A 26,764-nucleotide genomic window follows, 5' to 3' on the forward strand; every position below is an offset into this window, starting at 1 on the left:
CGCAACCTGAGCCCCGCGCATGACGCGCGGGGCTTGCCCGTCGAGACGAGCCTTCCCCTCATGCAGATCTTCCTTCAGCTCGTGGCGAGCGGCGTCGCCGTCGGCATGATCTACGCCGCGATCGCCTTCGGCTACCAGCTCACCTTCGCGACCTCGAAGACCCTGAATTTCGGCCAGGGCGAGGCCTTGATGCTCGGCGCCCTGTTCGGCCTGACGCTGGTGCCGTTCACCGGCTACTGGCTGATGCTGCCGCTCGTCCTCGTCTTCGGCTTCGCCCTCGGCGCGATCGTCGAGCGCCTCGGCGTGCGGCCGGCCGTGAAGATCAAGTCCGAGTACGGGTGGATCATGGCCACCATCGCGCTCGGCATCATCTTCAAGAACGTCGCCGAGAACATCTGGGGCCGCGACGACCTCAAGTTTCCCTCGCCGCTGCCGGAGCAGGCGCTGACGCTCGGTGGCGTCCGCATCCTGCCGATGGAGCTGATGATCGTCGCCGGCGCGCTCCTGATGATGCTCGCGGTCGAGTTGTTCAACCGCCGCTCGATCTGGGGCAAGGCGGTGGTGGCGACCTCGAACGACATCGACGCCGCCGGGCTGATGGGCATCAACACCCAGAAGGTCATTACCCTGTCCTACTCGATCAGCGCGATGACCGCCGCCTTCGCCGGCGTGCTCGTGGCGCCCGTGACGCTCACCGGCGCCACGATGGGCTCGGTGCTGGCGCTCAAGGCCTTCGCGGTCGCGATCATCGGCGGCCTCGAATCCGGCCTCGGCGTGATCGTCGGCGGGCTGATCCTCGGCGTCGCCGAGACGCTGACCGGCTTCTACATCTCGACCGGCTACAAGGACGTGCCCGGCCTGATCCTGCTCCTCGCCGTGCTGGCGGTGCGCCCGGTCGGCCTGTTCGGCAAGGCCGTGATCAAGAAGGTCTGAGTCTCTTCGCCTAGCGCCGCTCCCGGTTGCGGGAGCGGTCTTCACGCTTCCCGTTCCATCCAGGGTCCTTCTCCATCATGGCGCAGTCCGCCTCCGCGCCGGCCCTTGCCCGGCAAACCGCCCCGCCGGTCCCTCAAGCCGGGCTCGGCCGCTACGTCGGCCTCCTCGGGGCCGTGTGCCTCGTCGTCTTCCTGGCGGCCTTTCCGCACGTCGTCACCAGCCAGTACTACATCCACCTGCTGGTGGTGATCGCGATCTACGCGATCCTGATCCTCGGCCTCGACATCGTCGTCGGCTATACCGGCCAGGTCTCGCTGGGACATGCCGGCCTGTTCGGCATCGGCGCCTACGCGGCCGCCGTCTTGTTCCTCAAGTTCAAGCTCGGGCTCTGGGTCGGGCTCCTCGCCGGCATCGGCGTCACCGCGGCCTTCGGCTTGCTGCTGGCGATTCCGGCCTTGCGGGTCAGCGGGCCCTACCTCGCCATGGTGACGCTCGCCTTCGGCACCATCATCCAGATCTTCATCAACGAGATGACCGATCTGACCAACGGCCCGCTCGGCATCACCCTGCCGCCGGCCCGCGTCCTCGACTTCTCGCTCATCGGCATGCAGGCGCCCTGGGGCGCCGCCGGCCGCAAGCTCGAATTCTACTACCTCGTCTGCGCCTGCCTGCTCGCGACGATCCTGGTGGTCAACCGGGTGGTGCGCTCGCCCTTCGGCCGCGCCTTCGAGGCGCTTCGCGATTCGCCGATCGCCTGCGACTGCATGGGCGTCAGCGTCTACCGCTACAAGGTCTACGCCTTCGTGATCTCGGCGGCGCTCGCGGGGCTCGCCGGCGCGCTGTTCGCCTGGTCGGAGCGCTACGTCGCGCCGAACTCCTACGGCTTCGAATTGACGGTGCTGTTCCTCCTCGCCGTCACCATGGGCGGGCGCAAGTCGCGCGCAGGTCCCCTGATCGGCGCCGCGATCATCGTGATGATGCCGAACATCCTGGCCGATATCGGCCTCGTGCGGATCATGGCCGGGATCATCGCCGCGCTCGCCGTGATCGTGGTCGGCCTCGCCTTTATCCGCCGCAAGGACAACCGGATGACGCTGCTCATCCCGGGCGCGCTGTGCCTCGCCTTCTTCCCGGCGACGCTGGCGATGGAATCGGTCACCGATTTCCGCCTCACCGTCTTCGGCCTGCTGATCCTGTTCGTGGTCTACTACCTGCCGGACGGCATCGTCGGCTTCTTGCGCGAAAAGCTGCCCTTCCTGCGCCCGCACCATACCGGGGCGACCCAGGAGCTCACGGCGTCGGGCGAGGCGCTGATCCGCCAGGGCGGCCGCTCCGGCGCCGACCCGCTGCTCAGGGTCGAGCGCGCGGTGATGCAGTTCGGCGGCCTCAAGGCCCTCAACGAGGTCGACCTCGCGGTGCGGCCGGGCACGATCCACGGGCTGATCGGCCCCAACGGCTCGGGCAAGAGCACGATGATGAACGTGCTCACCGGCATCTACAAGCCGACCGCCGGCGGCGTCTCGCTCGCGACCGGCACGGATGCCGCAAAGCGCCTCGACGGCCGCACGCCGTCCGAGATCGCATTGTCGGGCGTCGCCCGCACCTTCCAGAACGTCCAGCTCTTCCGCGAGATGACGGCGCTCGAGAACGTGCTCGTCGGCCTGCACCACAGCTTCCAGGGCACGCTGTTCGACGCGATCCTCGGCACCCCGCGCCGCCGGCGCGAGGAGCGCGAGGCCCGGGCCCGCGCGATGGCGATCCTGGACTTCGTGGGCCTGGGCTCGCTCGCCCAGGTCGAGGCGCGCAACCTTCCCTACGGCAAGCAGCGGCTCCTCGAGATCGGCCGGGCGCTCGCGCTCGATCCGGTGCTCCTCCTCCTCGACGAGCCGGCCGCCGGCCTCACGGCGCCCGACATCGCCGAGCTCACCCTCATCATCCGCAAGATCCGCGACGCCGGCATCACGGTGATCCTGATCGAGCACCACATGGACGTGGTGATGGGCCTGTGCGACCGCGTCAGCGTGCTCGATTTCGGCCACAAGATCGCGGAGGGCGGCGCCCGCGAGGTCCAGTCCGACCCCAAGGTCATCGAAGCCTATCTCGGCAGCCCGGTTGCCGACGCCGCGGAGTAGAGAGATGCTCGACGTCAGCGGCCTGTCGGCCGGCTACGGCCAGATCGAGGTCCTGCACGGCCTCACCTTCACGGTGCCGAAGGGCCAAGTCGTCACCCTGATCGGCTCCAACGGAGCCGGCAAGACCACCACGATGCGGGCGCTGTCGGGCATGATCCGACCGCGCGCCGGCTCGATCAAGCTCAACGGGCGCGAGATCGGCGGCCTGGAGAGCCACGACGTCGCCCGCACCGGGCTCGCCCACTCGCCCGAGGGTAGGCGCGTCTTCCCGACCCTCTCGGTCGAGGACAACCTGACGCTCGGCGCCTTCCCGCGCCTCACCGGCTCACGGCCGAAGGGCGACGTCAACGCCGACCGGGAGCGGGCCTACACCCTGTTCCCGCGCCTGCGCGAGCGCCGGACCCAGCTCGCCGGCACCCTGTCGGGCGGCGAGCAGCAGATGCTCGCCATGGGCCGGGCCCTGATGCTGCGCCCCGAGATCCTGCTCCTCGACGAGCCCTCGATGGGCCTGGCGCCGAAGCTCGTCGAGGAGGTGTTCCGCATCATCCGCCGGCTGAAGGAGGAGCAGGTGACGATGCTCCTCGTCGAGCAGTTCGCCATGGCGGCTTTGGGCGTGGCCGACCACGCCTACGTGCTGGAGAACGGCCGCATCCGCTTCCAGGGCCCGGCGGCGCAGCTGCGCAACGATCCGCAGGTGCGGGCGGCGTATCTGGGTGGCGGTCACTGAAGCCTCGGACCGGCGGGGCGCCCTTGCGTCACCGTCGGTTCATCGCGCGCTCCCATCCTCCACCGCGGACGGGTTCGGGAGAGTACCATGAGGTCGCTGTTCGCCGCCGCACTGCTCACCGTGACCGCGGCGATTCCACAGGCCCGGGCTCTCGGAAACCCGGCTTCGGCCTATTGCACCTCCGTCGGCGGCCGCCTGGAGATGCGCAAGGAGGCCAAGGGCGAGGCGGGCTACTGCCACCTGCCCGACGGGCGCGTGGTCGAGGAGTGGCAGCTGTTTCGCGAGGCGAACAAGGCGAAGCGCTGAAAGCGCGTTCGTTTCACCCCCGAACGGTTTGACGTCCCTGCTGGTTATTCCGGGGCCGCGCAGCGGAGTGACCGGCAGGGCATCGAGTCTGGCGTCGCAACTCTGACAGGAACCAAGGCGACATCGGATGTTGTCAGCCGGTCGCCCCGCACCTTTCGCGAGATGCGGGGCGCCTTCCCGCTACTTCGCCTTCAGGAACTCGCCCACCTCCAGCAGCACGAACTCGTTGTCGTCGGCCTGGTGCGGGTCGCGGCTCGCCGAGTACGGCAGGTTGTTGTCGTTGCCGACGACGATGTGGGTGTCGTCGACCTTGTCGACGTTCTCGATGGTCCAGAAGGGGAAGGCAAGCGCCCCGTCGGTGAGCGGCTTGCGCGCCTTCTTGTTCGGATCGGCGATGCGCATCAGGTCGATGGAGCCGATCTTGCGCACCGGGCCGCCCTGGTTGGCGTCGGTCATCTCGATCTTGAAGACGCGCTTGAACTTCGCCGGGACCGAGAAGCAGTCCGGCCTCTTCTCGCCCGCCGGGCAGGCGCGGTCGGCGGTGCCCTCGCCGTCGTCGCGCTCGATGATCAGGCCGGTAGTGGCATCGATCATGTTGAAGTCGCCGATGGCGTTGCCGGCCTGCTCCAGCGGGTAGAGCCACGAGCGGCCGGTCCATGTCTCGGCCTTGGTGTCGAATTCGAGGATGCGCAGCACGTCTCGCCCGTCGCGGGTCTCGAACGCCTTGGCGTCGACGTCCCAGAGCGGGCCTTCGAGGAGCGCGTAGAGCCGGCTGCCGTCGGGCGACGCCGCCATGCCCTCGAAGCCCTTGGAGCGGCGCGCGTTGAAGACCATCGCGCCGCCGGGCGCCGCCGGCGTCGTCACCGCCGGGTTGTCGGGGGAGCGGACCGGCTTGCCGTCGGCCAGGGTCTCGATCACCGCCTCGACCTTGCCGGTGCGGTCGGCCTTGATCAGGAACGGGCCGAACTCCTCGCCGATCCAGATCTGGTCGCCGACGAACTGGAAGCTCTCGGGGTCGAAATCGCTGCCGGTGAGGTAGCGGCTGTCCGTCGCCTCGTTGACGATGCGGAACGGCACCTTCCGGTCGGGATCGCGCAGAAAGATCGTCTCCAGCCGCTCGACGCCGCCGGCTCCGAAGTCGATCCGGTAGTGGTTGAGGTAGAGCATCGCGTCGGGCGAGCCGGCCTTGGTGCCGAAGCCGTTGTCGGTCAGCACCCAGTAGGTGCCGTCGGGCCTATGCTTGATGCCGGAATGGCCCTGGAGCGGCTGGCCCTTGAGCGGCAGCTTGAGGCTGGTCGGGCGTCCCATCGACAGGACCTCGACGGTGCCGACCGCCTCGACCCGCCGGCCGGTGGTGAACTTGCCGGGCGTCGCGAGGTCCTTCGGCGCGTCCTCCGGCGTCGGCAGGTAGCTCTCCGCCGGCAGGACGGCGTGGCCGGCGAGCGTCGCCGGGAAGGTCCGCGGGGCGGTCTCCGCCTGCGACGGTTGGGGCGCCTGGGCGAAGGCGGCGGGTGCGGCCGACAGGAGCAGCGTGAGGGCGAGCAGGGAACGGCGCGGCATAGGGTCCTCGCGGGAAGGGGCGCGGCCGTTCTGGCGCAGGACCCATGTCAGCGAAGTGACGACAGTGCCGCCGGGAGATCGCCCCCCGGGCCGTCAACCGTGATGCGGCTCGCCCGGGGCCGGCATCGGCCTCGCGCCGCGGTCGAGGGCGGCGCGGATCCGGTCGGCGAGCTCGGCCTTGCGGTAGGGCTTGCCGAGCACGTCCATGGTCGGGGTCGCCGGTCCCTCCGCGACCAGGTCCTCGTTGTAGCCGGTGGTCAGCAGCACCGGCAGGTCCGGCCGCATCCTCCGGGCCCGGTCGGCCAGGATCAGGCCGTTGACGCCGCCCGGCATGACGATGTCGGAGAACAGGAGGTCGATCCGCTCCTCGCGCTCCAGGATGCCGAGCGCCTCCTCGCCGTCGCGGGCGGCGAGCACCTGATAGCCCAGGCTCTCGAGGTATTCGCGGGCGAGCGCCCGCACGTCGTCGCTGTCCTCGACGACGAGCACGGTCTCGTCGCCGCCCCGCAGCACCGACTTGTGCTCGGCCGGCTTCTCCTCGACCGCTGCGCCGTGGCCGGCCGGAAATAGCATCGTGATGGTGGTGCCGCCATTCGGCCGGCTCTCGATCTCCAGCCGCCCGCGCGATTGCTGCACGAAGCCGTGCGCCATCGCGAGCCCGAGGCCGGTGCCCTTGCCGGGGCCCTTGGTCGAGAAGAACGGCTCGGTCGCCCGCTCGGCGACGTGGGGCGGCATCCCCTCCCCCTCGTCGCGCACCCGCAGCGCCACGTAGTCGCCGGGCGGCAGGGCGCGGGCCCGGCCGTTGCCGTTGAGATGCACCGAGGCGGTCGAGATCGTCACCGTGCCGCCCGCCGGCATCGCGTCGCGGGCGTTGATGAGCACGTTGAGGAGCGCCATCTCGAGGTTGGTGCGGTCGATCGTGATCGCCGGCAGGCGCGGCGTCAGGTCGAGGCGCACCGAGACGGTGCTGCCGAGCGTGCTCTCGGCCACCTCCGCGAAGGCGAGCACCAGGGCGTTGAGGTTGAGCGAGCGCGGCTCCAGCCGCGCCTTGCGGGCGAAGGACAGGAGCTGCTTCGTCAGCTTGGCGCCCCGCTCCGCCGCGCCGGCGGCGTTGGCGAGCTGGCGCTGCGCCCGCTCGCTCGTCACGCCGTTGCGCGCAAGTTCGAGGTTGCCGGAAACGACCTGGAGCAGGTTGTTGAAGTCGTGGGCGAGGCCGGCGGTGAGCTGGCCGATCGCCTCCATCTTCTGGGACTGGCGGAAGGCCTGCTCCGACACCCGCCGCCGGGTCACGTCGAGCTGCGAGGCGAAGAAGTAGACGATCTCGCCGGCCTCGTCGAAGACCGGGCCGATGAAGATGCCGTTCCAGAACGGCGAACCGTCGCGCTTGTAGTTGAGGATCTCGGTCGCGATCGCCCGGCGCTCCTCCACGGCCTGGCGCAGCTCGCCCACCGTCTCGCGGCTGGTCTCCGGCCCTTGCAGGAAGCGGCAGTTGCGGCCGACGAGCTCCGCCTGCGTGTAGCCGGTGAGGTCCTGGAACGCCCGGTTGGCGAACACGATCGGATTGTCGGGCTGCCGCGGATCGGTCAGGATCATCGGCATCCGGGTCATCTCGATCGCCGCGAAGAACACGCTGCCGCGGTCGTCGAGACCGGGCTTGCGGATCGTCGCGGATTTCAGGTGCGCCAGGGACGGCGCCTCCGCGGAGTGGCTCACCCCCGGCTCCGGCACCCCGGCCTGATCGTCCTCGCTCACGCCGCCACCCGGCTCGCCATACGCCACCCCGCCGGTGTCGACCGTCCTGATGGCGGGACAATGGGGGGCGGGAGCGAATCGCGCAAGACCTATCCCGCCTCCCCCGCCCGGGGCGCCGAACCGGGCCGGCTCAAGAAACTCGGCCATCACGCACGAACGGCCTTGCGGCCCCCGGATGCCCTCGCTATAAGCCCGGTCGTCGGCCACGGCCGGCCGTTCGGAGTGTAGCGCAGTCTGGTAGCGCACCACGTTCGGGACGTGGGGGTCGCAGGTTCAAATCCTGCCACTCCGACCAGCGCTCTCGCGAGCCTGAGTCATCCCGAGAGCATCGAGCATCTAACCCAGGATGTTTGATCGATATGAGACCCGTGCCTTCGGGCGCGTCGGAGTGTAGCGCAGTCTGGTAGCGCACCACGTTCGGGACGTGGGGGTCGCAGGTTCAAATCCTGCCACTCCGACCATTTCTCCCTCGGGAGAGGGCGTCTTCCCGAGAATCCTTCGGCTTCAGGCTCCGTCATCGCCGAACGACATCGAGCTTTCCTCGAATTGCTCGCACGAGCTCGATGACGTCGAACGGCTTCATGTACAGGGTGTATCCCTGTTCCGTGGCGGCCGCAGCGGACGTGCTGTAACCCGACACCAGGATGATCGGCAGGGCCGGCCAGCGCCGCCGCACCTCGTTGGCCAGGGCGAGGCCGTCCATCGTGCCGGGCATCACCAGATCGCTGACCAGGACGTCGGCGGCGGTCTCATCCAGCAACGCCAGTCCCGCCTGAGCGCTGCTCGCCTGCTCGACCCGCATGCCGGCCTCTTCCAGGAACGCGGCCGTGACACCCCTCACCTCCTCGTTGTCGTCCACCAGGACGACGCGGATCGATCCGGACGCCGTGCCGATCGGGGCCGACACGTCCGCGGAGGGGGTCGGCACCGGCACGCCCTCGGGGGCAAGCGGCAGGACGAGCGTGACGGTCGTTCCCTGTCCCGTCCGGCTCTCGATGTCGGCGACGCCGCCGGCGGCCTTGACGAAGCCGTAGACCTGGGAAAGCCCCAGGCCGGTCCCCTTGCCCACCTCCTTGGTCGTGAAGAACGGCTCGAACACGTGCGGGAGCGCCTCCTTTGGAATGCCGCTCCCCGTGTCAGTCATCGACAGCGCGATGCCCGCGCGCGTCGAGCCGGGAACCGGGACAAGGCGGGTCGCGATCCGCAGGCGTCCTCCATCCGGCATCGCGTCGCGCGCGTTCGCGGCGATGTTCAGCAGAGCGAGGTCGAACTGAAGCAGATCGAGCCTCACGGCGTGCCGTCCAGGCGAGAGATCGGTCTCGACACGGATCTCGCCGCCGACGGATTGCTGGATCATCGGGAGGGCGGCACCGAGGCGGCCGTTCAGGTCCACGATCTCGGCCTGCGTGCCCTGCCCGCGCGAGAAGGCCAGGAGGTCGCGAGTGAGGCCGGTCCCGCGCTCGGCCGCCTTGCGGATCGCCGTCACGTAGCGCTCGAGTCTCGGCTCGGCGAATCGCGGCTCGGACAGGCGGCGACCCAGCATCTCCAGGTTGCCCGAGATCACCATCAACAGGTTGTTGAAGTCGTGCGCCACGCCGCCGGTCATCCGCCCGAGCGCATCCATGCGTATGGCCCGCTCCTGCTGGAGCGTCTTCCGGCGTTGTGATCGCAATTCCCGCCGCAGAAGGAGGGCGAAGAGGCCGCTCAGGCCGAGGGCCGTCACGGCGGCGACGCCGACCATCGCGACGGCGCGGGTCTGGGGCCGGGTGTAGAGCGCGAGTGGGATGGCGAGGTGCACCGACCAGCCGGTCCGATCGGACTTGCGGAAGGCCGTGACCAGCGGCTCGCCATCGGGGCCGGTCGCATCGTAGACACCGACCGAACCGGCCTCGCGCGCCGCGATGGTGGGCGGCATCGCGGAGCTTCCGACCCTCGCCGGCATCCGCAGGTTCGCCGCGACCCTGTCGGAGCCGTCCACGAGATAGGGGCGCCACGCAGGGTCGAGGCCGGGATAGTCGAGGAGCGCCGACAGGCGCTCGATCGACACCACCCCCGTCAGGACGAAACGGATCTTGCCGTCGCGCAGGACCGGCACCCGGAAGCTCGCCCGGGGCGGGCCGCCGTTATCCGCCGGCCCCGGCCCGGCGAGGTTGCCGATGACGGGCTCGCCGGTCGCGAGGACCCGGCGGTAGCTCGTCGCGTCGGTCACCGGCGGGACCGGCGATCCGAGCGGCATGCCGGTGCGGACGACCACGTGGCCTTCGGTGTCGACGAGGATCACCCGGTGCCAGAGAGGCAGCTGCGTCCTGAATCTCTCCGCGAGGTCCTGGAACGCCGCGAGGTTCGTCTGGCCGCCGTCGAGGCGGCGCTCGCGGCGAGGGCCGCCCCGTGACGGGTCAGGCTGCCTTGACCCGCATCAGGAAGGAGGCGACCTCCTGGCTGAGGCTGTCGGAGTGGCGGGCGAGCTCCTGGGCGGCGCTCAGGACCTGCGAGGCCGCCGCACTGGTCTGGCCGGCCCCCTCGCGCACCCCGGAGATGCTGGCGGTGACCTGCTCCGTGCCGCAGGCCGCCTGTTGCACGTTGCGGGTGATCTCCCGGGAGGCGGTTCCCTGCTCCTCCATGGCCGCAGCTATGCTGGCCGTGTAGCTGGACATCTCGCCGATGATCTTGCCGACCTCCTGGATGTCGCGAACGGCTTCCTGGGTCGCACCCTGGATCTCCCCGATCCGCACCCCGATCTCGTCGGTGGCCTTCGCCGTCTGCCCGGCGAGTTCCTTCACCTCGCTCGCCACCACCGCGAAGCCTCGCCCCGCGGCACCGGCGCGGGCCGCCTCGATCGTCGCGTTGAGCGCGAGCAGGTTGGTCTGCGCGGCGATGCCGGAGATCACCGACACGATCGTGCTGATGCGATCGGCGGTGGCGGTCAGGCGCTGCACGGTGGTGTCCGTGTGGGCCGCCTTGGCGACGGCCGCGTCGGCGATCCGGGCCGATTGGCTGACCTGCTGGACGATCTCCTGCACCGAAGCCGCCATCTCCTCGCTCGCGGCCGCCACCGTCTGGACGTTGGTCGATGTCTGCTGGGCGGCTCCGGCGACGCTCATGCTCTGCTGGGTCGTCTGGTCCGCCGTCCCGGCCATCGCGGTCGCGGTCGCCTCCATCTCGGTGGCCGCCGCGGACAGGCCGTGCGTGAGCGCCGAGACGCTGCGCTCGAACCCCTTGGTGAGGCCGTCGAGCGCCTCGGCCCGGCGCATCTTGGCCGCGTTCTCCGCTTCCTGGTCCGCCGCCATCGCGCGGGCCTGGACGGCGTTGTCCTTGAATACCTGGAGCGAGCGGGCCAGCGTGCCGACCTCGTCCCGGCGCGCAATGCCGGTCACCGCGACGTCGAGGTCACCGGCCGCGAGGCGCTCCATCGTGCCGGCCATCGCGGTCAGCGGCCGTGCGACGCCGAACACCGCGACCGATCCGAGCGCCCCGATCGCGAGCAGCAACCCGACGGTCGCCACGAGGGTGAGCGTCTGCGACGCCGCGGCCGCGACCTGCGCCGCATTGCCTTTGGCGAGATCCAGGTCGCGCCGGTTCGCCTCGACGCGGTTCCTCACGGCCTTCGCGAGATCGACGCGAACGACCCGCCCCTCACCGTTCGAGATCCGCGCAGCCACCGTGTTCTCGTTCTTCAGTCCATGGGCGACGGCACGCTCCGACGCCGAGAAGAAGGTCTGCAACAGGCCCCTGATGGCCTCGTTCGCCGACCGGCGCTCCGCGGTGTCGGCCATCGCGATCAGCCGGTCGATCTGCGCGAAGGCGGACCGCTTCGCCTCCTGGTAGCCGGCGTGCTGGTCGGCCATCCGGGATTCGTCGGTCTCGATGATGACGTTCTTCTCGTGGATCGTCGCCTCGTCGATGGCCGCTCCCAGGTCCAGGGCGGTGACGAGACGCGCCGCGCTCACATCGACGATGCGCTGCGTGTTCCGCTCCAGCGTCGCGAGGCTGGCGCGCGCGAGCACCACGAGGCCGGCGGACACCACGACGAGCAGCACGGCCGGGATTGCAAGCTTCGCCAGCAGGTTGAGGTTGTTGAATACGCGCATCGCGCACCTGGACGGGACCGGGGAATGAGACCCTGTACTGCCCCCGAGCACAGTGGTCCGTCCGATAGGCGCCCGTCCGCGATTAAAGGCACGTTAATGATGCCTATGCGTTAGGCAGTTAAAAACGAGCCCACCTCACCGTTAAGTGCCAGAAACGAGCCGCATTGTCTCGCGTACACATTTTATGCTCGAACGAGACAGATCATACTGTTACATCCTCGGTGAGCGCCGAATTCCTGCTTGGGCGAGCAGCGCCTGTTAAGATCCGGATTGTAGCCTGCCGGCAATCCGGCCCTCGAATGGGCGCGATGAGGCGAGAATGTACCCGCTGCCCCCGAACGACGCCGAACGGCTGACGGCCCTGCACGACCTCGACGTGCTGCACTCGCCGCCCGAGCCGCAGTTCGACGCGATCTGCCGCACGGCCCAGGCGCTCTTCGGCGTGCCGATCGCGCTCGTCTCCCTCGTCGGGGAGAGCGAGCAATGGTTCAAGGCGAGGTGCGGGTGGCAGGCCGAGGGTACGCCGCGGGCGATCTCGTTCTGCACCTACGCCATCCTGCGCGACGACGTGATGGTGGTGGAGGACGCCGCGCGCGACCACCGGTTCTCGGAAAGCCCGCTCGTCACGGATGAGCCGCGAATCCGCTTCTACGCCGGCGCTCCCCTGGTGCTCAGCCCGGGCATCCGCGTCGGCACCCTGTGCATCATCGACACGGCGACGCGCGCCTTCTCGCCCGAGCAGGCCCGCCAGCTCTCCGACCTCGCCCAGGTCGTCGTCGCCCAGCTTCGCCTCAACCGGGCGGAGCGCGACGCGCGCCTGAGGGAGGCGGAGTACCGGCTCCTGGCCGACAACACGACCGACATGATCGTCCGCTCGGATCTCGACGGGACGCGCCGCTACGTCTCGCCCGCCTGCGAGCGGCTGCTCGGCTACGCGCCCGAGGAGCTCGTCGGCACGAGACCGCTCGATTTCGTGCACCCGGACGACGCGGACGGATACGCGCGTCTGCTCGGCGAATTGCGGCAGGGTCTCTCGTCCCAGGCCCTCACGCAGCAGCGCTACCGCCGGCGGGACGGGTCCTGGGTCTGGGTCGAGATCTCGTTCTGCCTCACCCGCTCCAGGAGCACGGGCCGGCCCGACGGATACGTCGCGGTGCTGCGCGACATCTCGGAGCGCAAGGCGGCCGAGGAGAAGGCCGTGCTGCTGGCCCGTCACGACCCGCTCACCGGCCTTCCCAACCGCCTGCACTTTCGCGAGAGCCTGGAGCGGGAGATCGCCCGCTGCCGGCGCAACGCGGGCGGGTTCGCGCTCCTGTGCCTCGATCTCGATCGCTTCAAGCTGGTGAACGACACGCTCGGGCACCAGGCCGGCGATGCGCTGCTCTGCGTGGTGGCCGAGAGGCTGAAGGCCGTCCTGCGCGCCGAGGACACGGTGGCGCGCCTGGGCGGCGACGAGTTCGTGATCGTCCAGACCGGGGAAGGGCGTGCGGCGGACGCGCAGCGGCTGGCCGAACGGCTGATCGCCGCCATGGTCCCGCCCGTCGACCTCAACGGCTATCCGGCCGGCATCGGGGTCAGCGTCGGCATCGCGCTGGCGCCGCAGGACGGCGACGACCCCGACCAGCTCTTCGCCCGTGCCGACCAGGCCTTGTACCGGGCCAAGGCCGACGGACGGAACACCTTCCGGTTCCACGCGAACGGCGACGCCCGCGTCGCGCTCGTCGCCGACCGCAAGCCGCCGCCGGCCCCGGATCAGCCGATGGGCCTGATCCGGCCCGAGCCGCTCTTCGTCAGCGAGCTTCTCAGGGACATCCTGGAGACCTGCACGGATTGCGTGACGCTGATCGACCAGGGCGGCGGCCTGCTGTTCCTCAGCACGGGCGGGCTGCGCGCGATGCAGATCGACGACGTCTCGCCGTATCTCGGCCGGGCCTGGGTCGACCTCTGGCAGGGCGAGCACCACGCGGCGGCCCTGAGCGCCGTCGAGGAGGCGCGGGAGGCCGGCTCGGCCCGGTTCCGGGGTTTCTGCCGGACCGCCAGGGGCGAGCCGAAATGGTGGGACGTGAGCCTGAACCGGCTCCGCGACCACGGCAGCACCCGGGGGCTGATGCTGATCATCTCGCGCGACGTCACCGCGCAGGTGGGGCTGGAGACGGACCTGCAGACGACGGCCCGGCGCTACAAGGCCCTGATCGACGCGACCGCCACCATGGTGTGGCGCGCCGAGCCGGACGGCGCGCTGATCGAGATCAGCGGATGGGAGACCTATACCGGCCAGGCGCCCGGCGCCTCCCGGGGTTTCGGCTGGGCCGGGTGCCTCCATCCCGAGGACCTCGATCGCGTGTCGGCGCGCTGGCGGGAGATCGTCGCCTCGCGCTCGCCCGGCACCTGCGAGTTCCGGGTGCGGCGCTCGGACGGGGAGTACCGCTGGTTCCTCGCCAGAGTGGTGCCGCTGACGGATGCGGCCGGAAAGATCCAGGAATGGGTCGGGACGACCACGGACATCCACGACGGCAGGCGGGCCGGCGAGCTGATCCGCTCGCAGGAGGAGCGCTACCGGCTCGCCCTCATGGCCACGCAGGACGCGGCCTGGGACCACGACCTGTCCACGGACACGATCACCTGGAGCGAGAGGGCGCAGGCGTTGTTCGGCTACGGCGAGGCGCAGATCGACCGGACGGGCGCGTGGTGGAGGAACGCCATCCACCCGGAGGACCGCCGGCGGGTGACGGCCTCGCTGCGGGAGGTCGTCGACGGGCAGGGCGACCTGTGGAGCGACACCTACCGGTTCGCCCGGGGGGACGGCAGCTTCGCGGACGTGCTCGACCGCGGCTTCATGATCCGGGACGCGCACGGCCGCGTCGTGCGCGTGGTCGGTGCGATGCACGACATGACCGAGCAGCGGCGCGCCGACCTGGCGCTGCGCGCCAGCGAGGAGCGGCTTCGGCTCGCGTTGCGGGCCGGCCGCATGGTGGCCTGGGAGCGGAGTTCCTGCCCGGACCCGGCCGACCGATCGGAGAACGGCGTGAAGCTCCTCGGCCTTGGAACCGAGCCGTTCTCGGTCTTCCTCGACCGCGTCCATCCCGAGGACCGGGCGGCGGTGAAGGCCTTCTTCGAGGGCGGCAAGCATCACGAGCACCTGGAGTACCGCTACGTCACGGCCGCGGGCCGCACGATCTGGCTCAGCGGCTGGGCCGAGTGGGTCGGCCAGGAGCGCATCGTCGGGATCACCCTCGACATCACGGAGCGCAAGCTCGCCGAGGAGAAGGCCTGGCGCGCCGCAAACCACGACGCGCTGACCGGACTGCCGAACCGGAAGTTGTTCCACCAGCGCTTCGAGCAGGCCGTCTCCGCCGCCGAGGAGGGCGGGTCTTGCGTCAGCCTGCTGCTGGTGGACCTCGACCGGCTGCGGGACGTGAACGAGACGCACGGTCACGATGCGGGCGACGCCGTGCTGTGCGAGACCGCGCGGCGGCTCGGCGACGGGCTGCGGGCGGCCGACCTCGTGGCCCGGCTCGGCGGCGACGAGTTCGCGATCCTGCTGACCGAGCCGCTGCGGCTGGAGCACGCGGCCAACCACGCGCAGGTCCTGATCGAGCGCCTGCGCCAGCCGTTCGAGCACCGCGGGCGCACGCTCTCGTGCAGGGCCAGCATCGGTCTTGCGGGCTACCCCGATCACCATCGCGATGCGCCCGAGATGCTGAAGGCGGCCGACATGGCGCTCCACCGGGCGAAGATGCTCGGCCGCTCGCGCGCCGTGGTGTTCGATCTCGGCCTGCGCGCCGCGACGGAGACGCGCATCGCCATCGCCGACGAGGTCAGATCCGCGCTCGCAGAAGGCCGGATCGTGCCCTTCTACCAGCCGAAGGTGTGCCTCGGGACCGGTCGGATCGCCGGGTTCGAGGCGCTCGCGCGCTGGCAGCATCCCGACAAGGGCCTGCTGACGCCCGGCTACTTCGGGAGCGTCTTTGAGGACCCCGAGATCGCGACGGCGCTCAGCGACAGCCTGCTCCGGCAGATCCTGCGCGACATGCGCACGTGGCGCGACGATGGCCTGGATTTCGGCCGCGTCGCGGTGAACGTCTCCTCGGCGGAGTTCCAGAAGCCGGATCTCGCCGGCAGCATGCTGGAGGCGCTGGCGTCGTTCGGCGTGCCCGCCGCGCTGTTCGAGGCGGAGGTGACCGAGACGGTGTTCCTCGGCCACGGCTCGGAGAGCGTCCCGGGCACGCTCCGGCGCCTGCACGACCAGGGCGTGATGGTGACGCTCGACGATTTCGGCACCGGCTTCGCCTCCCTCACCCACCTGAAGCAGTTCCCGGTCAGCCACATCAAGGTCGATCAGAGCTTCGTGCGCGACCTGGAGCGGGACGAGGACGACGCGGCGATCGTGGCTGCCGTCATCGGCCTCGGCCGCAGCCTCGGGATGCAGGTGACGGCCGAGGGGGTGGAGACCGAGGCGCAGGCGCGGCGGCTGCGGGCGATGCGATGCGACTACGCCCAGGGCTACCTGTATGCGAGGCCGATGGCCGGATCGCGGGTGCCGCGGCTCCTCTCGACGTGGTCACCGGAGGCGGGTGCCCGTGGCGCAGCCCCCGGGGAAGCGGGGGCCGCAACGGTCGACGGCGGGCGGGTCCGGAAGAACGCGTGACTGTTCACGAGTCGTCAGGCATGGCCGTAGCCGTGCCGCCGCAGCGATGCAGCGTGCAGGTTGACGACGCCGACGGCGATGAAGGTCAGAACCAGACAGGTCACGATCACGCCGAAGAAGGCCGCCGACCCGTAACCGAGGGCCGCCGAGCCGATATAGGCGCTGACGATCGCACCGGCCCGCCCGAAGCCGGCCGCGGCCCCGACCCCCGTCGAGCGGATCGATGTCGGATAGACATGCGTGGCCAGGGCATACAACGAGCCCTGCGCGCCCAGGAGGAAGAACCCTTCGACGAAGAGAAGCGGCATCAGCACGGATTGGCTGGAGGCGGAGAGCGGGACCAGGGAGAGGATCGCGGCCCCGAGGGCCGCGGCGCCCGCCATGGTCAGGATCCCGATCCGGGAGCCGTATCGCGCGATCGCCCACGCCGCGGCGATGCAGCCCGCGACGCCACCGAAGTTGAAGAGCGACAGGCCGAGGCTCGCCAGCTTGACGTCGATCCCCTTGCTGGTCAGCAGCGTCGGGGCCCAGGCATAGAGGACGTAGACCGGCAGAAGGCAGAAGAAGAACGCCACCCACAGCGCGAACGTGCTGCGCCGGTAATCCCTCTCGAACAAGGCTCCGAACGACGCCCGGGCGACGGCCGCGTCACGCTGGTCGACGAAATCGCTTCCCGCCGGCACGGCGACGCCGAGCGCGCGCACCGACGCCTCCAGCCGCCGCCGGTCGGCACCCCGGCGCAGGAGGTATTGCGGCGATTCCGGCAGGGCGAAAGCCAGGATCACGGCGACCAGCATCGGCGCCAGCCCGCTGACCACGAACAGGCTGCGCCAGCCGTAAGCGGGCAGCAACTGCGCCGCGAGAAGGCCTCCGATCATGCCGCCGATCGGGATGCAGACGATGCCGAGCATCACCGACAGGCTGCGCCGGCGCTTCGGCGTGAACTCGGCGATCAGCGTGGTCGCGGCCGGCAGGGCTCCGCCGAGGCCGAGGCCGGCGATGAAGCGGTACAGGCTGATGTCGGAAGGACCATGCGCCAGCGCGATCGCGGCTGTTGCAAGCCCGAAGAGGATGACGGACCCGACCAGCGCGATCTTGCGGCCGATCCGGTCGCCGAGAACGCCGCCCAGCGGCGTGCCGACCGTCATGCCGACGTAGCCGAGGGCGAGCGCCGGGGCGAAATCACCCCGGGTCACGCCCCATTCCGCCATCATCGACGGGATGGCGAAGCCGAGGATCTGGTTGTCGAGCCCGTCGAGAATGATGGCGAGCGCGCAGAGCAGCAGGACCTGCTTGCGCGAACGGGTCCACGCCCCGTCGTCGACGAGCAAGCCGAGATCGACCGCCGGGCCGGTGCCCGACGTGACAGGTGCAGCATTCATGATTTTTCCTCCCAGGTGAATTTTTTGCGCCGCAGAACCTGCTCGACGGGAGCATGCGATCAGTCGTCGATCAGTCCGGCATAGTCGGGCGTCATCGCGAGCAGGGGATCCCGGCCGCGCAGCTGCTGGTTGATGATGCCGCGCAACCAGCGAATTGCTGGGTCGTTCTCGCGCCGTCTGTGCCAGAACTGCTTGAGCCGGATATCGGGAACCGCGAACGGAGGCGGGACCATCTTCAGGCCGGCTCCGGCGTACCAGGCCCCGAGCGAGGCGGGCACGATCGCCACCATGTCGCTGTTGGCGATCAGCTGCGGCACGCTCATGAAGTGGTTCATCTGCAGCAGCACGCGCCGTTCGAGCCGCAACTCGCGCATCCGGCGCTCGACGATCTCCTGGCTGCGACCCTGTTCGTTGACCACCAGGTGATCGGCCGCCAGGAACTGCTCCAGGCTCAGGGTCGAGCCGATCGTCGGGTGATCCCGACGCACGATGCAGGTGAACGGATGCTCGACGAGATCGTCCTCGGCGATGCTCGGCGACGACAGGTCGGGAAAGTAACCGATGGCGACGTCGACGTCGCCCCGATCCAGGGCGTCGCCGAGCTCGCGGTGATGCATGGTCACGCAGCGCAGGCTGGCCTTCGGGGCCTGCGCCCGCAGGCAGCGCAGGAGCGGCGGAACGAAGACGAGCACGCCGATATCCGACGTCGTGACCGTGAACACGCGCTCGCTGCGGGCGGCGTCGAAGGTCGGCTTGCGCAGGATGTCCCGATCGATGGCTTCCAGGACGGCCCTGACCGGACCGATGATCTCCTCCAGGAACGGCGTCGGCCGCATGCCGCGTCCCGTCCTGAGAAACAGCTGATCGCCGAAGAAGGCGCGCAGCTTGGCGAGACTGGCGCTGGCCACCGGCTGGCTCATGCCGAGGCGGCGGGCCGCGGCCGAGAGATTTCTCTCCCGTTCGAGCACGTCCAGCATCAGCAGGAGGTTGAGATCCAGCCGCCGGATATCCATCGAGCCGATCCTGCTATCAGGGATGGTGCCCCGGGAGGCTAGCACGCGGACGGACGGGGGAGCGCCCGCCGCCAGGGCGTCAGGCGCAAGAGCGTGATCCCACATGGGTCCGGAGCCTCCGCGCCGCCGTCAGGGTGTTCGCCAGCAGCTGGGCGATCGTCATCGGGCCGACGCCGCCGGGAACCGGCGTGATGGCGCCGGCAACCTCCACGGCTTCGTCGAAGACCACGTCGCCGACGAGGCGGGTCTTGCCGGACGGGAGCGCGACCCGGGTGATCCCGACATCGATGACGACGCTGCCGGGCTTGATCGCCTCGCCGCGGATCAGGCCGGGCACGCCGGTCGCCACCACCAGGATGTCGGCCTCGCGCGTCCGCCGGGCGAGATCCGTCGTCAGATGGTGCGCGATCGAGACGGTGCAGCCCGCCTGCAGCAGGAGCCGCGCCATCGGACGCCCGACCACGTTCGACGCACCCACCACCAGCGCTCCCAGACCGGCGAGATCCTCGCGCACCGAGCGGATCAGGCGCATGACGCCGAGCGGCGTGCAGGGCACGAGGCCGTTGGCAGCACCGCTCGCGACGCGCCCGACATTGAGCGGGTTGAAGCCGTCGACGTCCTTCTCAGGCGCGATCGCATCGACGATCCTGGCCGGATCGATCTGGGCCGGCAGGGGAAACTGGACCAGGATCCCGTCGATGGCGGGGTCCCGGTTCAGGTTCCTCACGAGGGCGAGCACCGTGCCCTCGTCGATGTCGGCCGGCAGATCGTGCCGGATCGAACGCATCCCCACCGCTTCGGTCTGGCGGACCTTGCTGGCGACGTAGACGTGGCTGGCCGGATCGTCGCCGACCAACACGACCGCGAGACCGGGGCGGGAACCACCCTGGGCGAGGAGGGCCTCCACGCCGTCGGCGACGTCCTGGCGAAGTGCGGCGGCAAGCGCCGTCCCGTCGATGATGTGGGCAGGCATGATCGAACCAGACGTGGGATCTAGACTTTGGACAGGTCGGCGCGCCGGTTGTCCTGCTTGTAGGGGGCGGGAGCCACCTTGGCGCGGATCACCTTCTGGCGGTCGCCGGGATTGCCCCAGACCACCGCGACATCCGTGCCGATCTCCGCATGAGCGACGTCGATCACGCAGAGGGAGAGCATCTCCTTGAAGTAGTAGCTGTAGCCGCGCGAGGTTGCGACGCCGACTTCACGGTCGCCCAGAAGCACCTTGTCGGCGTACATGAACCCGCGCTGGTCGCGGGGCATCTCCATGAACTGATACGGTTTCTGATCCTTGCGGAACAGGGAGGCATAGACATCGGCGACGTCGTCGCCGTTCCAGACCAGCGTCCGCATCACGCGGCGCGGGTGGGCGACCTCGTCCTCGAGCGCCTTGCGCCCGATGAAGTCGTGATCGAACTTGATGTTCTTGCCCCAGCCGAGCTCGACCGGGCTGCGATACCAGGCGCTGATGTCGTCGGCCTCGAAGCTGCCGGCCACGTTGAACGTCGAGGCGAAGGCCGGCATGGCGGCCCGGAACTCGGCCAGGTAGCCCGCCATCTCGGGCCCGAAGATGCCGGGCAGGTAATCGGTGACGATCGTCGGGAAGCAGGCTTCCAGGTGATTGATGAACGCCGCCCTGCCGCCGAGCTTCTTGAGACCGAACTCCTGGCCGACCGAGATCAGGTGCTCGTACACCCGTGGCGCGTCGGCGATCGGCCCCTGGAGCTCGAAGCCGATCTCACCGGACATGCCCTGGCGCAGGGCCAGCATCCGGCAGCCGGCGATCTCGATCTCGCCGGAGCGCATGAACTTGATGTCGCGCAGGTTGGCGCCGGATGCCGTCTCGAGCAGTGCCAGCGACGTCGGCCCGGCGACCTGGAAATTGAACCAGTCGTCCGCCTCCGAGGTGACGTCGTAGTTGCCGTTCCGCCGGACGTGATCGACCCAGAACGTCCCACGCCCGAACAGCATGTACTCGTCGTCGGACAGGCGCGTCAGGATGCCTTCGGCGATGACCTTGCCATCCTGGTTGGTGTGCGTGACGTGCTTCGACTGGAGCACGTCGAACTTGGCGAAGCTGTTGATCGACGTGTCGCTGAACAGCTTGAGGGCATCCGGCCCCTTGAAGCGGCGCTCCCACAGGAACGACCAGTCGCCGATCGAGCAGGTCTCCTTCCAGGACATGCTCTCGTCGATCCAGTCGGTGTATTCGGGCATCCCCCAGCGGCTGGTGAAATAGCCTTCGGGTACCTTGCGCAGGTCGGGCGGCAGCATGGTGTTTCCTCGGGGTTTTTGGAATTGCCGGCTCTAAGCTGCCGGGGATCTCACCTGGTCGGCGGCAGATCACAGGCGGGCCGGTCGGGGTGACCTTGGCGCGACGCTCAGTGCACCTCACGAAACTCCCGCTGCGCCGGCGCCGCCACGTCGAGCGGCGCCGGTGACCGGGAGTTTCGTGAGAGACACTCAGTTGGCGAAGACGACGGTCCGTTCGCCGTTGAGCATCACGCGGTCCTGCAAGAACAGGCTCACGGCCCGGGAGAGGACGCGGCGCTCGATGTCCCGGCCCTTGCGCACGAGATCGTGGGGCGTGTCCCTGTGGGTGACGCGCTCGACGTCCTGCTCGATGATCGGGCCCTCGTCGAGGTCGGCGGTGACGAAGTGGGCCGTCGCGCCGATCAGCTTCACGCCCCGGGCATGGGCCTGATGATAGGGCTTGGCGCCCTTGAAGCCGGGCAGGAAGCTGTGATGGATGTTGATGCACCGGCCCGAGAGGAAGGCGGACAGGTCGTCGGACAGGATCTGCATGTAGCGGGCGAGAACCACGAGGTCGGCCCCGGCCTCGGTCACGATGGCCTTGATCCTGGCCTCCTGCTCCGGCTTGTTGCCCCTGTCGATCGGCAGGTGGTGGAACGGGATCTCCCCGATCAAGCTCACGCTCAGGGCGTCGCGCGGGTGGTTGCAGACGATTCCAACCACATCCATGGCAAGTTCGCCGAGCCTGTGCCGGTAAAGCAGGTCGCCGAGGCAGTGATCGAATTTGGAGACGCACAATACGACTTTCTTGCGCTCCGTCTTGTCGCGAAGCAGCCAGTGCATGTCGAAATGCGCGGCGACCGGCGCGAAAGCACGCCTCAACGTCATGACGGCATCGATGTCGGCCGTAAATTCGATACGCATGAAGAAACGACCGCTTTCCGCATCTTCGAATTGCTCTGCCTCGACGATGTTTGCGCCCTGATCGTATAAGCAGGCCGAGACTCGGGCGACAATGCCGGATTTGTCACGGCATGATAATGTCAGAATATAACGCGCTGAGTCAAATCGACTTATATTTGACACGGACCGTCCTCCCGCAACCTGCGGCTTCGCAGATTGCAATGCCTTCATCTGGATTTATGCTTCTTGATTGACCCAGGATATCGACGACGGCGATATTGGCCAGTAGCTATTTTCAGATACGCATTATTCTGGAATCGGATATCGCAGCGGCGGAGCCGAGGACGTGGCACGCAGGGACACGCGCCCGCAGGCGCCGCGGCGCCCTCCTACATCGAAGAGCGTAGCCCGCCTCATAAACATAAGTTAGCTTGCCCTCCTCCCAACTGACTGAGCAACACAGATTACGCCCACAGGATTAGCCGCGGTCGATGCGCAGTCTGTTTGACGTTTGGTCGTCATCATGCATTCTTCAACACGAATGCAGACGGGGTTGGGCGATGAATGTCGAGGAGAATGGCTCTGGTGACCGCGTCGTCGATCTTTGCGCCGCGATCATCACGGCTTACGTGTCCAACAATGCGGTGCCGCCGAACGAGCTGCCGCCGATGATCGGCGCGGTCCACTCGACCCTGACCCAGCTGATGGCGCCGCCCGCGCCCGAGCCGCCGAAGCCCGAGCCGCCGATCCCGATCCGCCGCACGGTGACGCCGGACCACATCATCTCCCTGGAGGACGGCAAGCCCTACAAGACGCTCAAGCGCCATCTCGCCGGCCGCGGCCTCACGCCGGACCAGTACCGCGAGAAATGGGGCTTGCCGCGCGACTACCCGATGGTCGCGTCGAACTACGCCTCGCAGCGCTCGGAGCTGGCCAAGAACAGCGGCCTCGGCCGGCGCCGCCTGCGCGGAGCGGAGGACGACGACGCCCCGGACGCGCCTCCCGCGCGGCGCGGACGGCCGCGGAAGGCGACCTGAAAGCCCCCTTGTCCCCGGTCTCGCGCAGGCTGTAGCGTCGGGACGAGACCACGGGACGAGGGCGCGCCGATGCCGGAGCCGATCACCCAGACGGAGTACTGGAACGGCGATGTCGGCACGCGCTGGGCCGACATGCAGGCGGAGCTCGACCGGGTCTTCGCGCCGCTGACCTCGGCCCTGCTCGACGGTGCCGCCCTGCGGCCCGGCGAGCGGGTGCTCGACATCGGCTGCGGCTGCGGCGAGACCGCCCTGCTGGCCGCCGCGCGCACCGGATCCGGCGGCGCGGTCACGGCGGTCGACGTGTCCCGGCCGATGCTGGCCCGGGCCCGCGCCCGGCCGGCCGCCGGCGCTCCCGTCGCCTGGACCGAGGCCGACGCCCAGACCCATCCGTTCGCCCCGGAGCACGACGTTGCGCTGTCGCGCTTCGGAGTGATGTTCTTCGAGGATTCGCGGGCGGCCTTCGCCAACATCCGCCGGGCCCTGCGGCCGGGAGGACGGCTGGCGATCCTGTGCTGGCGCGCGCTCGCCGAGAATCCGTGGGTCGGCGTACCCCGCGCCGCGGTGCTGAGCGTGGTGCCCGAGCCCACGCCCTCGCCCCCGGGCGGCCCGGGACCGTTCCGCTTCGCCGATGGCGGGGCCCTGGTCGCCCTGCTCGAGGGGGCCGGCTTCGCGAAGGCCGCGGTCGTGCCCGTCGACCGCCCCCTGGAGATCGGCGCCGACGGGGAGGAGGCCGCGCGCTTCTCCGCCACCGTCGGGCCGATCGCCGGGCTCCTGCGCGAGATCGAGGATCCGCGCCTGCGCGAACGGGCCCTGGCGGCCCTGCGCGCGGCGATGCCGGCGCGGGGACCGGTGCGCCTCGACGGCGCCTGCTGGCTCGCGACGGCCGTCAACCCGGGGTGACCGGAGCCTTCGCGGCCCCGGTCATAAGGCTCTCAGAGGGTTCCGGCCAGAACCGCCACGCCCGCCACCGCCACCGCGGCCCCGGCGAAGGGCAGCGCGCGCCCTTGTGCCACGCGGCCGGTGGCGAGCCCGAGCCCGATGCCGGCGAGGTGCAGCAGGGCGCTCGCCGCCAGGAAGCCGATGCCGTAGGTCAGGCCCGAGGCGGTCTCGGGCATCTCGGCGCCGTGGGCGTAGCCGTGGAACACCGCGAAGGCGCCAACGAGGGCCATCGCCGCGGCGAGCGGCAGGCCGGCGCCGAGGGCCGCCGCGAGGCCGAAGGCCACCACCGACAGGCCGATCCCGGCCTCGACGAAGGGCACCGCGATCCCGGCGGCGCCGAGCGCCCCGCCGACCGCCATCATGCCGAGGAAGGCCAGCGGCACCGCCCAGAGCGCCCGCCCGCCCCGGGCCGCCGCGAGCAGCCCGACCGCCACCATGGCGAGCAGGTGGTCCGCCCCGCTCAAGGGATGGGCGAAGCCGTGCGCCAGACCGGCGGCGTCGCCGTGGCCGGGATGCGCGAAGGCGGCTTGCGAGGAGAGGAGCAGCAGGGCGGCGGCGAGGCCGGCGTGACGACGCGTCATGGGGAACTCCCGGAAAGGGGCAGCGAACCGTGGCGTGGGAAACCGTGGTACAGGAAACCCTAGTGCAAGAGGCGCCGCCGAGGAAACCGCCGCGCTGCCGGAAACGCCCGCGGATCGACGTTTTGCGCCCTCCTCCCGAGAAGTGGTCCGGGTCCCGGCGCCGGCCATGCGGCAAATCGAGCGCCGCGCGGAGCCGGGCCCACCCCTCGATCCTGACACGCCTCAATCCTGACATGCTGGCGCCGGAGACACGGGAGCGAGATCCGACGGGCCGGGCGTCCAGACGCGCACGGCCGGTTGGGGATGCGCCTCCTGCCCGCCGTTGATTTCCCTGCCTGCGCCACGCATGGTCGCGGGGCTCAAGGACAAGCGAGCCGAAGCGTCCTCTTCGCCGTCGTGGCATCGCCGCGGCGGCTCTGGCACGGTTGAGCGAAGGAGAGACGGTGAAGCGCGCGCGGCTCGACCCGGTCGGATCCCAGCAGGCGCCCCGCGGCCGGTCCGCCGATCCGGGCCGGGAGCCGCCGCTCGACCTGTCGGGCGCCGCCTCACCGCGGTCCGACCGGCGCGACGTCAACCTGCGCTGGCTCACCGCCTGCGTGCTCACCGGGATGACCGGCGCCGCCCTGATCGGCTCGGCGATCTGGGTCTCGCTCCAGGGCGAGGTCACCTTCGCCGAACTGCCCCAGGCGGTGACCGTGGCGCCCCGGCCGGTGGCGAGCGAGGGCGGCACCAACCTCGCCCGCAAGGGCGACCGGCTGGTGCGCAACCCGATGGTGGCGCTGGCCAAGCAGAGCTTCAAGGCTCCCGTGACGCTCCGGGCGGGCGAGCGCGAGATCATCAAGGTCCGGCCCTTCGTGCGGATCGCCACCGCGCTCTCGGCCACCGCCGGCATGGCGGCGACCGACATCCCCTCGTTCGACCCGATGCGGTTCTTCACCGATCCGGGCACCGACCGCGCCCCGGAGGCGCAAGGTGCCGCCGAGGCACCCGACGCCGAGGTGTCGGTGGTCAAGCGCGACCTCGGCGACCTCGCGGTGCCGGCGAGTGCTCCCGCCCTCTCGGACGAGGACGTGGCGGCGCAGATCGAGGAGGAGCGGCGGCTCGCCGCCGAGGCCGGGCGGCGCGCCGCGCTGCCCATCGCCCCGCAGCTGATGCTCTCGCGGACGCTGCGCAGCATGGCGGCCCTGCCGGGCCTCGACGGCGGCGGCGATTTCGGCGGCGCGTCCGGCCCGTTCAAGTCGATCGAGGTCCGGGTGATGCGCGAGAACGTCACCGACCTCGCCAAGATGGAGCGCGAGCGCGACGCACCGCTGGTCGACGAGCGCGACGTCGCGATCAAGCGCGGCGAGACCCTGGAGGGCGTGCTGCGGGCCAATGGCGGGCTCGACGAGCAGATCCGCCCGATCCTGGCGGCGCTCGGCACCCGGGTCCGGGCCGGCATCGGCGAGGGCCAGCAGATGCGGCTCCAGGTCGGCCCCGGGCCCCGGGCCGGCGACCCGCGCCAGCTCACCCGGGTGATCCTCTACGGCGAGTCCGGCGTCGAGGCGATCGCCGCGATGAACGACCGCGGCGCCTTCGTGTCGGTGGCCCCCCCGGTGCCGGAGGGCGTGGCCCAGAAGCCGGCGGCGAAGCCCGAGGCCGACGACGACGACGAGGGCACGGGCGCGCGCCTCTATGCCAGCCTCTACGAGACCGCGGCGCGCTACGACCTGCCGCGCTCGACGGTCGAGGACCTGGTGCGGATCTTCGGCTACGACGTCGATTTCCAGCGCCGCGTCGCCACCGGCGACGGCATCGAGCTGTTCTACACCTACGACGAGGAATCCGGCGGCTCGGCCGAGCGGCCCGACATCCTGTTCGCGGCCCTCAACCTCGGCGGCGAGTCGCGACGGATCTACCGCTTCCAGTCGCCCGACGACGGCAGCGTCGACTACCTCGACGAGGCCGGCCGTTCGCTGAAGAAGTTCCTGCTGCGCAAGCCGGTCGCCGACGGCAACATGAGTTCCGGCTTCGGTTATCGCCGCCACCCGGTGCTCGGCTACGCCAAGCTCCATACCGGCGTCGACTGGTCGATCCGCATCGGCACCCCGATCTTCGCGGCCGGCAACGGCACCGTCATCAAGGCGGAGTGGGATTCGGGCTACGGGCGCCGGGTCGAGATCCAGCACGCCAACGGCTACGTCACCACCTACAACCACATGTCCCGGTTCGGTCGCGGCGTCAGCGCCGGGGCCAAGGCGCGCCAGGGCCAAATCATCGGCTATGTCGGCTCGACCGGCCTCTCGACCGGCGCGCACCTGCACTACGAGGTGATCATCAACGGCCACTTCGTCGATCCGATGAAGATCCGCGTGCCCCGCGGCCGCGAGCTCGACGGCCGGCTGCTCGCCGAGTTCCGCCGCCAGCGCGACCAGATCGACGGGCTGATCCAGAAGTCGGGCGCGCCGACGACCCTGGCGCAGCGCGAAGCGATGCGCTGAGGGGGGCGTCGATCCGGCGGCGCGCCGGATCCG

At 70.0% G+C, this 26,764-nt stretch carries 18 protein-coding genes and 2 tRNA genes; 10 read left to right on the forward strand and 10 right to left on the reverse strand.

Features of this window, described 5'->3' with window-relative positions:
* Window positions 1-60: 60 nt before the first annotated feature.
* The 4 genes from ACS5PV_RS23935 to ACS5PV_RS23950 all read left to right on the forward strand — a co-directional run bounded on the left by ACS5PV_RS23935 (window position 61) and on the right by ACS5PV_RS23950 (window position 4,098).
* Complete coding sequence (locus ACS5PV_RS23935; RefSeq protein ID WP_455397847.1) at window positions 61-933, forward strand: branched-chain amino acid ABC transporter permease; 873 nt, start codon at window positions 61-63, stop codon at window positions 931-933.
* Window positions 934-1,010: 77 nt separating this feature from the next.
* Window positions 1,011-3,065 carry a branched-chain amino acid ABC transporter ATP-binding protein/permease gene (locus tag ACS5PV_RS23940; protein ID WP_455397848.1) on the forward strand — a complete coding sequence of 685 codons (2,055 nt, stop codon included), beginning with the start codon at window positions 1,011-1,013 and terminating at the stop codon, window positions 3,063-3,065.
* A 4-nt stretch (window positions 3,066-3,069) separates the two neighbouring features.
* Complete coding sequence (locus ACS5PV_RS23945) at window positions 3,070-3,792, forward strand: ABC transporter ATP-binding protein (RefSeq protein WP_455397849.1); 723 nt, start codon at window positions 3,070-3,072, stop codon at window positions 3,790-3,792.
* 87 nt (window positions 3,793-3,879) lie between these two features.
* Entirely contained in the window at window positions 3,880-4,098 is a 219-nt protein-coding gene (locus tag ACS5PV_RS23950; protein ID WP_455397850.1) for a DUF333 domain-containing protein, read from the forward strand.
* 180 nt (window positions 4,099-4,278) lie between these two features.
* Here ACS5PV_RS23950 and ACS5PV_RS23955 read toward each other — a convergent pair whose 3' ends face one another.
* Window positions 4,279-5,658, reverse strand: coding sequence for an esterase-like activity of phytase family protein (locus tag ACS5PV_RS23955; protein WP_455397851.1), 1,380 nt, complete (start codon window positions 5,656-5,658; stop codon window positions 4,279-4,281).
* Between the two features lie 93 nt (window positions 5,659-5,751).
* Window positions 5,752-7,410 (reverse strand): histidine kinase famiy protein, encoded by a 1,659-nt coding sequence (locus ACS5PV_RS23960; protein WP_455397852.1) that lies wholly within the window; start codon window positions 7,408-7,410, stop codon window positions 5,752-5,754.
* Window positions 7,411-7,628: 218 nt separating this feature from the next.
* Here ACS5PV_RS23960 and ACS5PV_RS23965 point away from each other — a divergent pair.
* Window positions 7,629-7,705 (forward strand) — tRNA-Pro (locus ACS5PV_RS23965).
* 89 nt (window positions 7,706-7,794) lie between these two features.
* Window positions 7,795-7,871: transfer RNA gene (locus tag ACS5PV_RS23970), tRNA-Pro, on the forward strand.
* 53 nt (window positions 7,872-7,924) lie between these two features.
* Here ACS5PV_RS23970 and ACS5PV_RS23975 read toward each other — a convergent pair.
* Window positions 7,925-9,691: an ATP-binding protein gene (locus tag ACS5PV_RS23975; RefSeq protein WP_455397853.1), complete on the reverse strand. Its 1,767-nt coding sequence runs from the start codon at window positions 9,689-9,691 to the stop codon at window positions 7,925-7,927.
* Between the two features lie 115 nt (window positions 9,692-9,806).
* Window positions 9,807-11,498: a methyl-accepting chemotaxis protein gene (locus ACS5PV_RS23980; protein ID WP_455397854.1), complete on the reverse strand. Its 1,692-nt coding sequence runs from the start codon at window positions 11,496-11,498 to the stop codon at window positions 9,807-9,809.
* 319 nt (window positions 11,499-11,817) lie between these two features.
* Here ACS5PV_RS23980 and ACS5PV_RS23985 point away from each other — a divergent pair, with 319 nt between their 5' ends.
* The gene (locus ACS5PV_RS23985) at window positions 11,818-16,146 is read left to right on the forward strand and encodes a diguanylate cyclase domain-containing protein (RefSeq protein ID WP_455397855.1); all 4,329 of its coding nucleotides are present in this window, start codon (window positions 11,818-11,820) and stop codon (window positions 16,144-16,146) included.
* Between the two features lie 14 nt (window positions 16,147-16,160).
* Here ACS5PV_RS23985 and ACS5PV_RS23990 read toward each other — a convergent pair whose 3' ends face one another.
* The 5 genes from ACS5PV_RS23990 to purU form a co-directional block, all read right to left on the reverse strand.
* Window positions 16,161-17,528: an MFS transporter gene (locus tag ACS5PV_RS23990; RefSeq protein ID WP_455397856.1), complete on the reverse strand. Its 1,368-nt coding sequence runs from the start codon at window positions 17,526-17,528 to the stop codon at window positions 16,161-16,163.
* 59 nt (window positions 17,529-17,587) lie between these two features.
* Entirely contained in the window at window positions 17,588-18,541 is a 954-nt protein-coding gene (locus tag ACS5PV_RS23995) for a LysR family transcriptional regulator (protein WP_455397857.1), read from the reverse strand.
* 79 nt (window positions 18,542-18,620) lie between these two features.
* Window positions 18,621-19,514 carry a bifunctional methylenetetrahydrofolate dehydrogenase/methenyltetrahydrofolate cyclohydrolase FolD gene (folD, locus tag ACS5PV_RS24000; protein WP_455397858.1) on the reverse strand — a complete coding sequence of 298 codons (894 nt, stop codon included), beginning with the start codon at window positions 19,512-19,514 and terminating at the stop codon, window positions 18,621-18,623.
* A gap of 20 nt (window positions 19,515-19,534) precedes the next feature.
* Window positions 19,535-20,812 carry a glycine cleavage T C-terminal barrel domain-containing protein gene (locus ACS5PV_RS24005; RefSeq protein WP_455397859.1) on the reverse strand — a complete coding sequence of 426 codons (1,278 nt, stop codon included), beginning with the start codon at window positions 20,810-20,812 and terminating at the stop codon, window positions 19,535-19,537.
* A gap of 189 nt (window positions 20,813-21,001) precedes the next feature.
* Window positions 21,002-21,868: a formyltetrahydrofolate deformylase gene (purU, locus tag ACS5PV_RS24010; RefSeq protein ID WP_455397909.1), complete on the reverse strand. Its 867-nt coding sequence runs from the start codon at window positions 21,866-21,868 to the stop codon at window positions 21,002-21,004.
* Window positions 21,869-22,254: 386 nt separating this feature from the next.
* Between purU and ACS5PV_RS24015 the strand changes: the two genes are divergently transcribed.
* Both ACS5PV_RS24015 and ACS5PV_RS24020 read left to right on the forward strand, forming a co-directional pair.
* On the forward strand, window positions 22,255-22,731 hold the full coding sequence (locus ACS5PV_RS24015; RefSeq protein WP_455397860.1) for a MucR family transcriptional regulator: 477 nt from the start codon (window positions 22,255-22,257) through the stop codon (window positions 22,729-22,731).
* A 69-nt stretch (window positions 22,732-22,800) separates the two neighbouring features.
* Window positions 22,801-23,631 carry a class I SAM-dependent methyltransferase gene (locus ACS5PV_RS24020; RefSeq protein ID WP_455397861.1) on the forward strand — a complete coding sequence of 277 codons (831 nt, stop codon included), beginning with the start codon at window positions 22,801-22,803 and terminating at the stop codon, window positions 23,629-23,631.
* Between the two features lie 32 nt (window positions 23,632-23,663).
* Here ACS5PV_RS24020 and ACS5PV_RS24025 read toward each other — a convergent pair whose 3' ends face one another.
* Window positions 23,664-24,251, reverse strand: a complete 588-nt coding sequence (locus tag ACS5PV_RS24025) for a HupE/UreJ family protein (RefSeq protein ID WP_455397862.1) — start codon at window positions 24,249-24,251, stop codon at window positions 23,664-23,666.
* Window positions 24,252-24,694: 443 nt separating this feature from the next.
* Here ACS5PV_RS24025 and ACS5PV_RS24030 point away from each other — a divergent pair, with 443 nt between their 5' ends.
* Window positions 24,695-26,731 carry a M23 family metallopeptidase gene (locus tag ACS5PV_RS24030; protein WP_455397863.1) on the forward strand — a complete coding sequence of 679 codons (2,037 nt, stop codon included), beginning with the start codon at window positions 24,695-24,697 and terminating at the stop codon, window positions 26,729-26,731.
* The last annotated feature ends 33 nt before the right edge of the window (window positions 26,732-26,764 follow it).

The organism is Methylobacterium sp. Gmos1 (genome assembly GCF_053764715.1).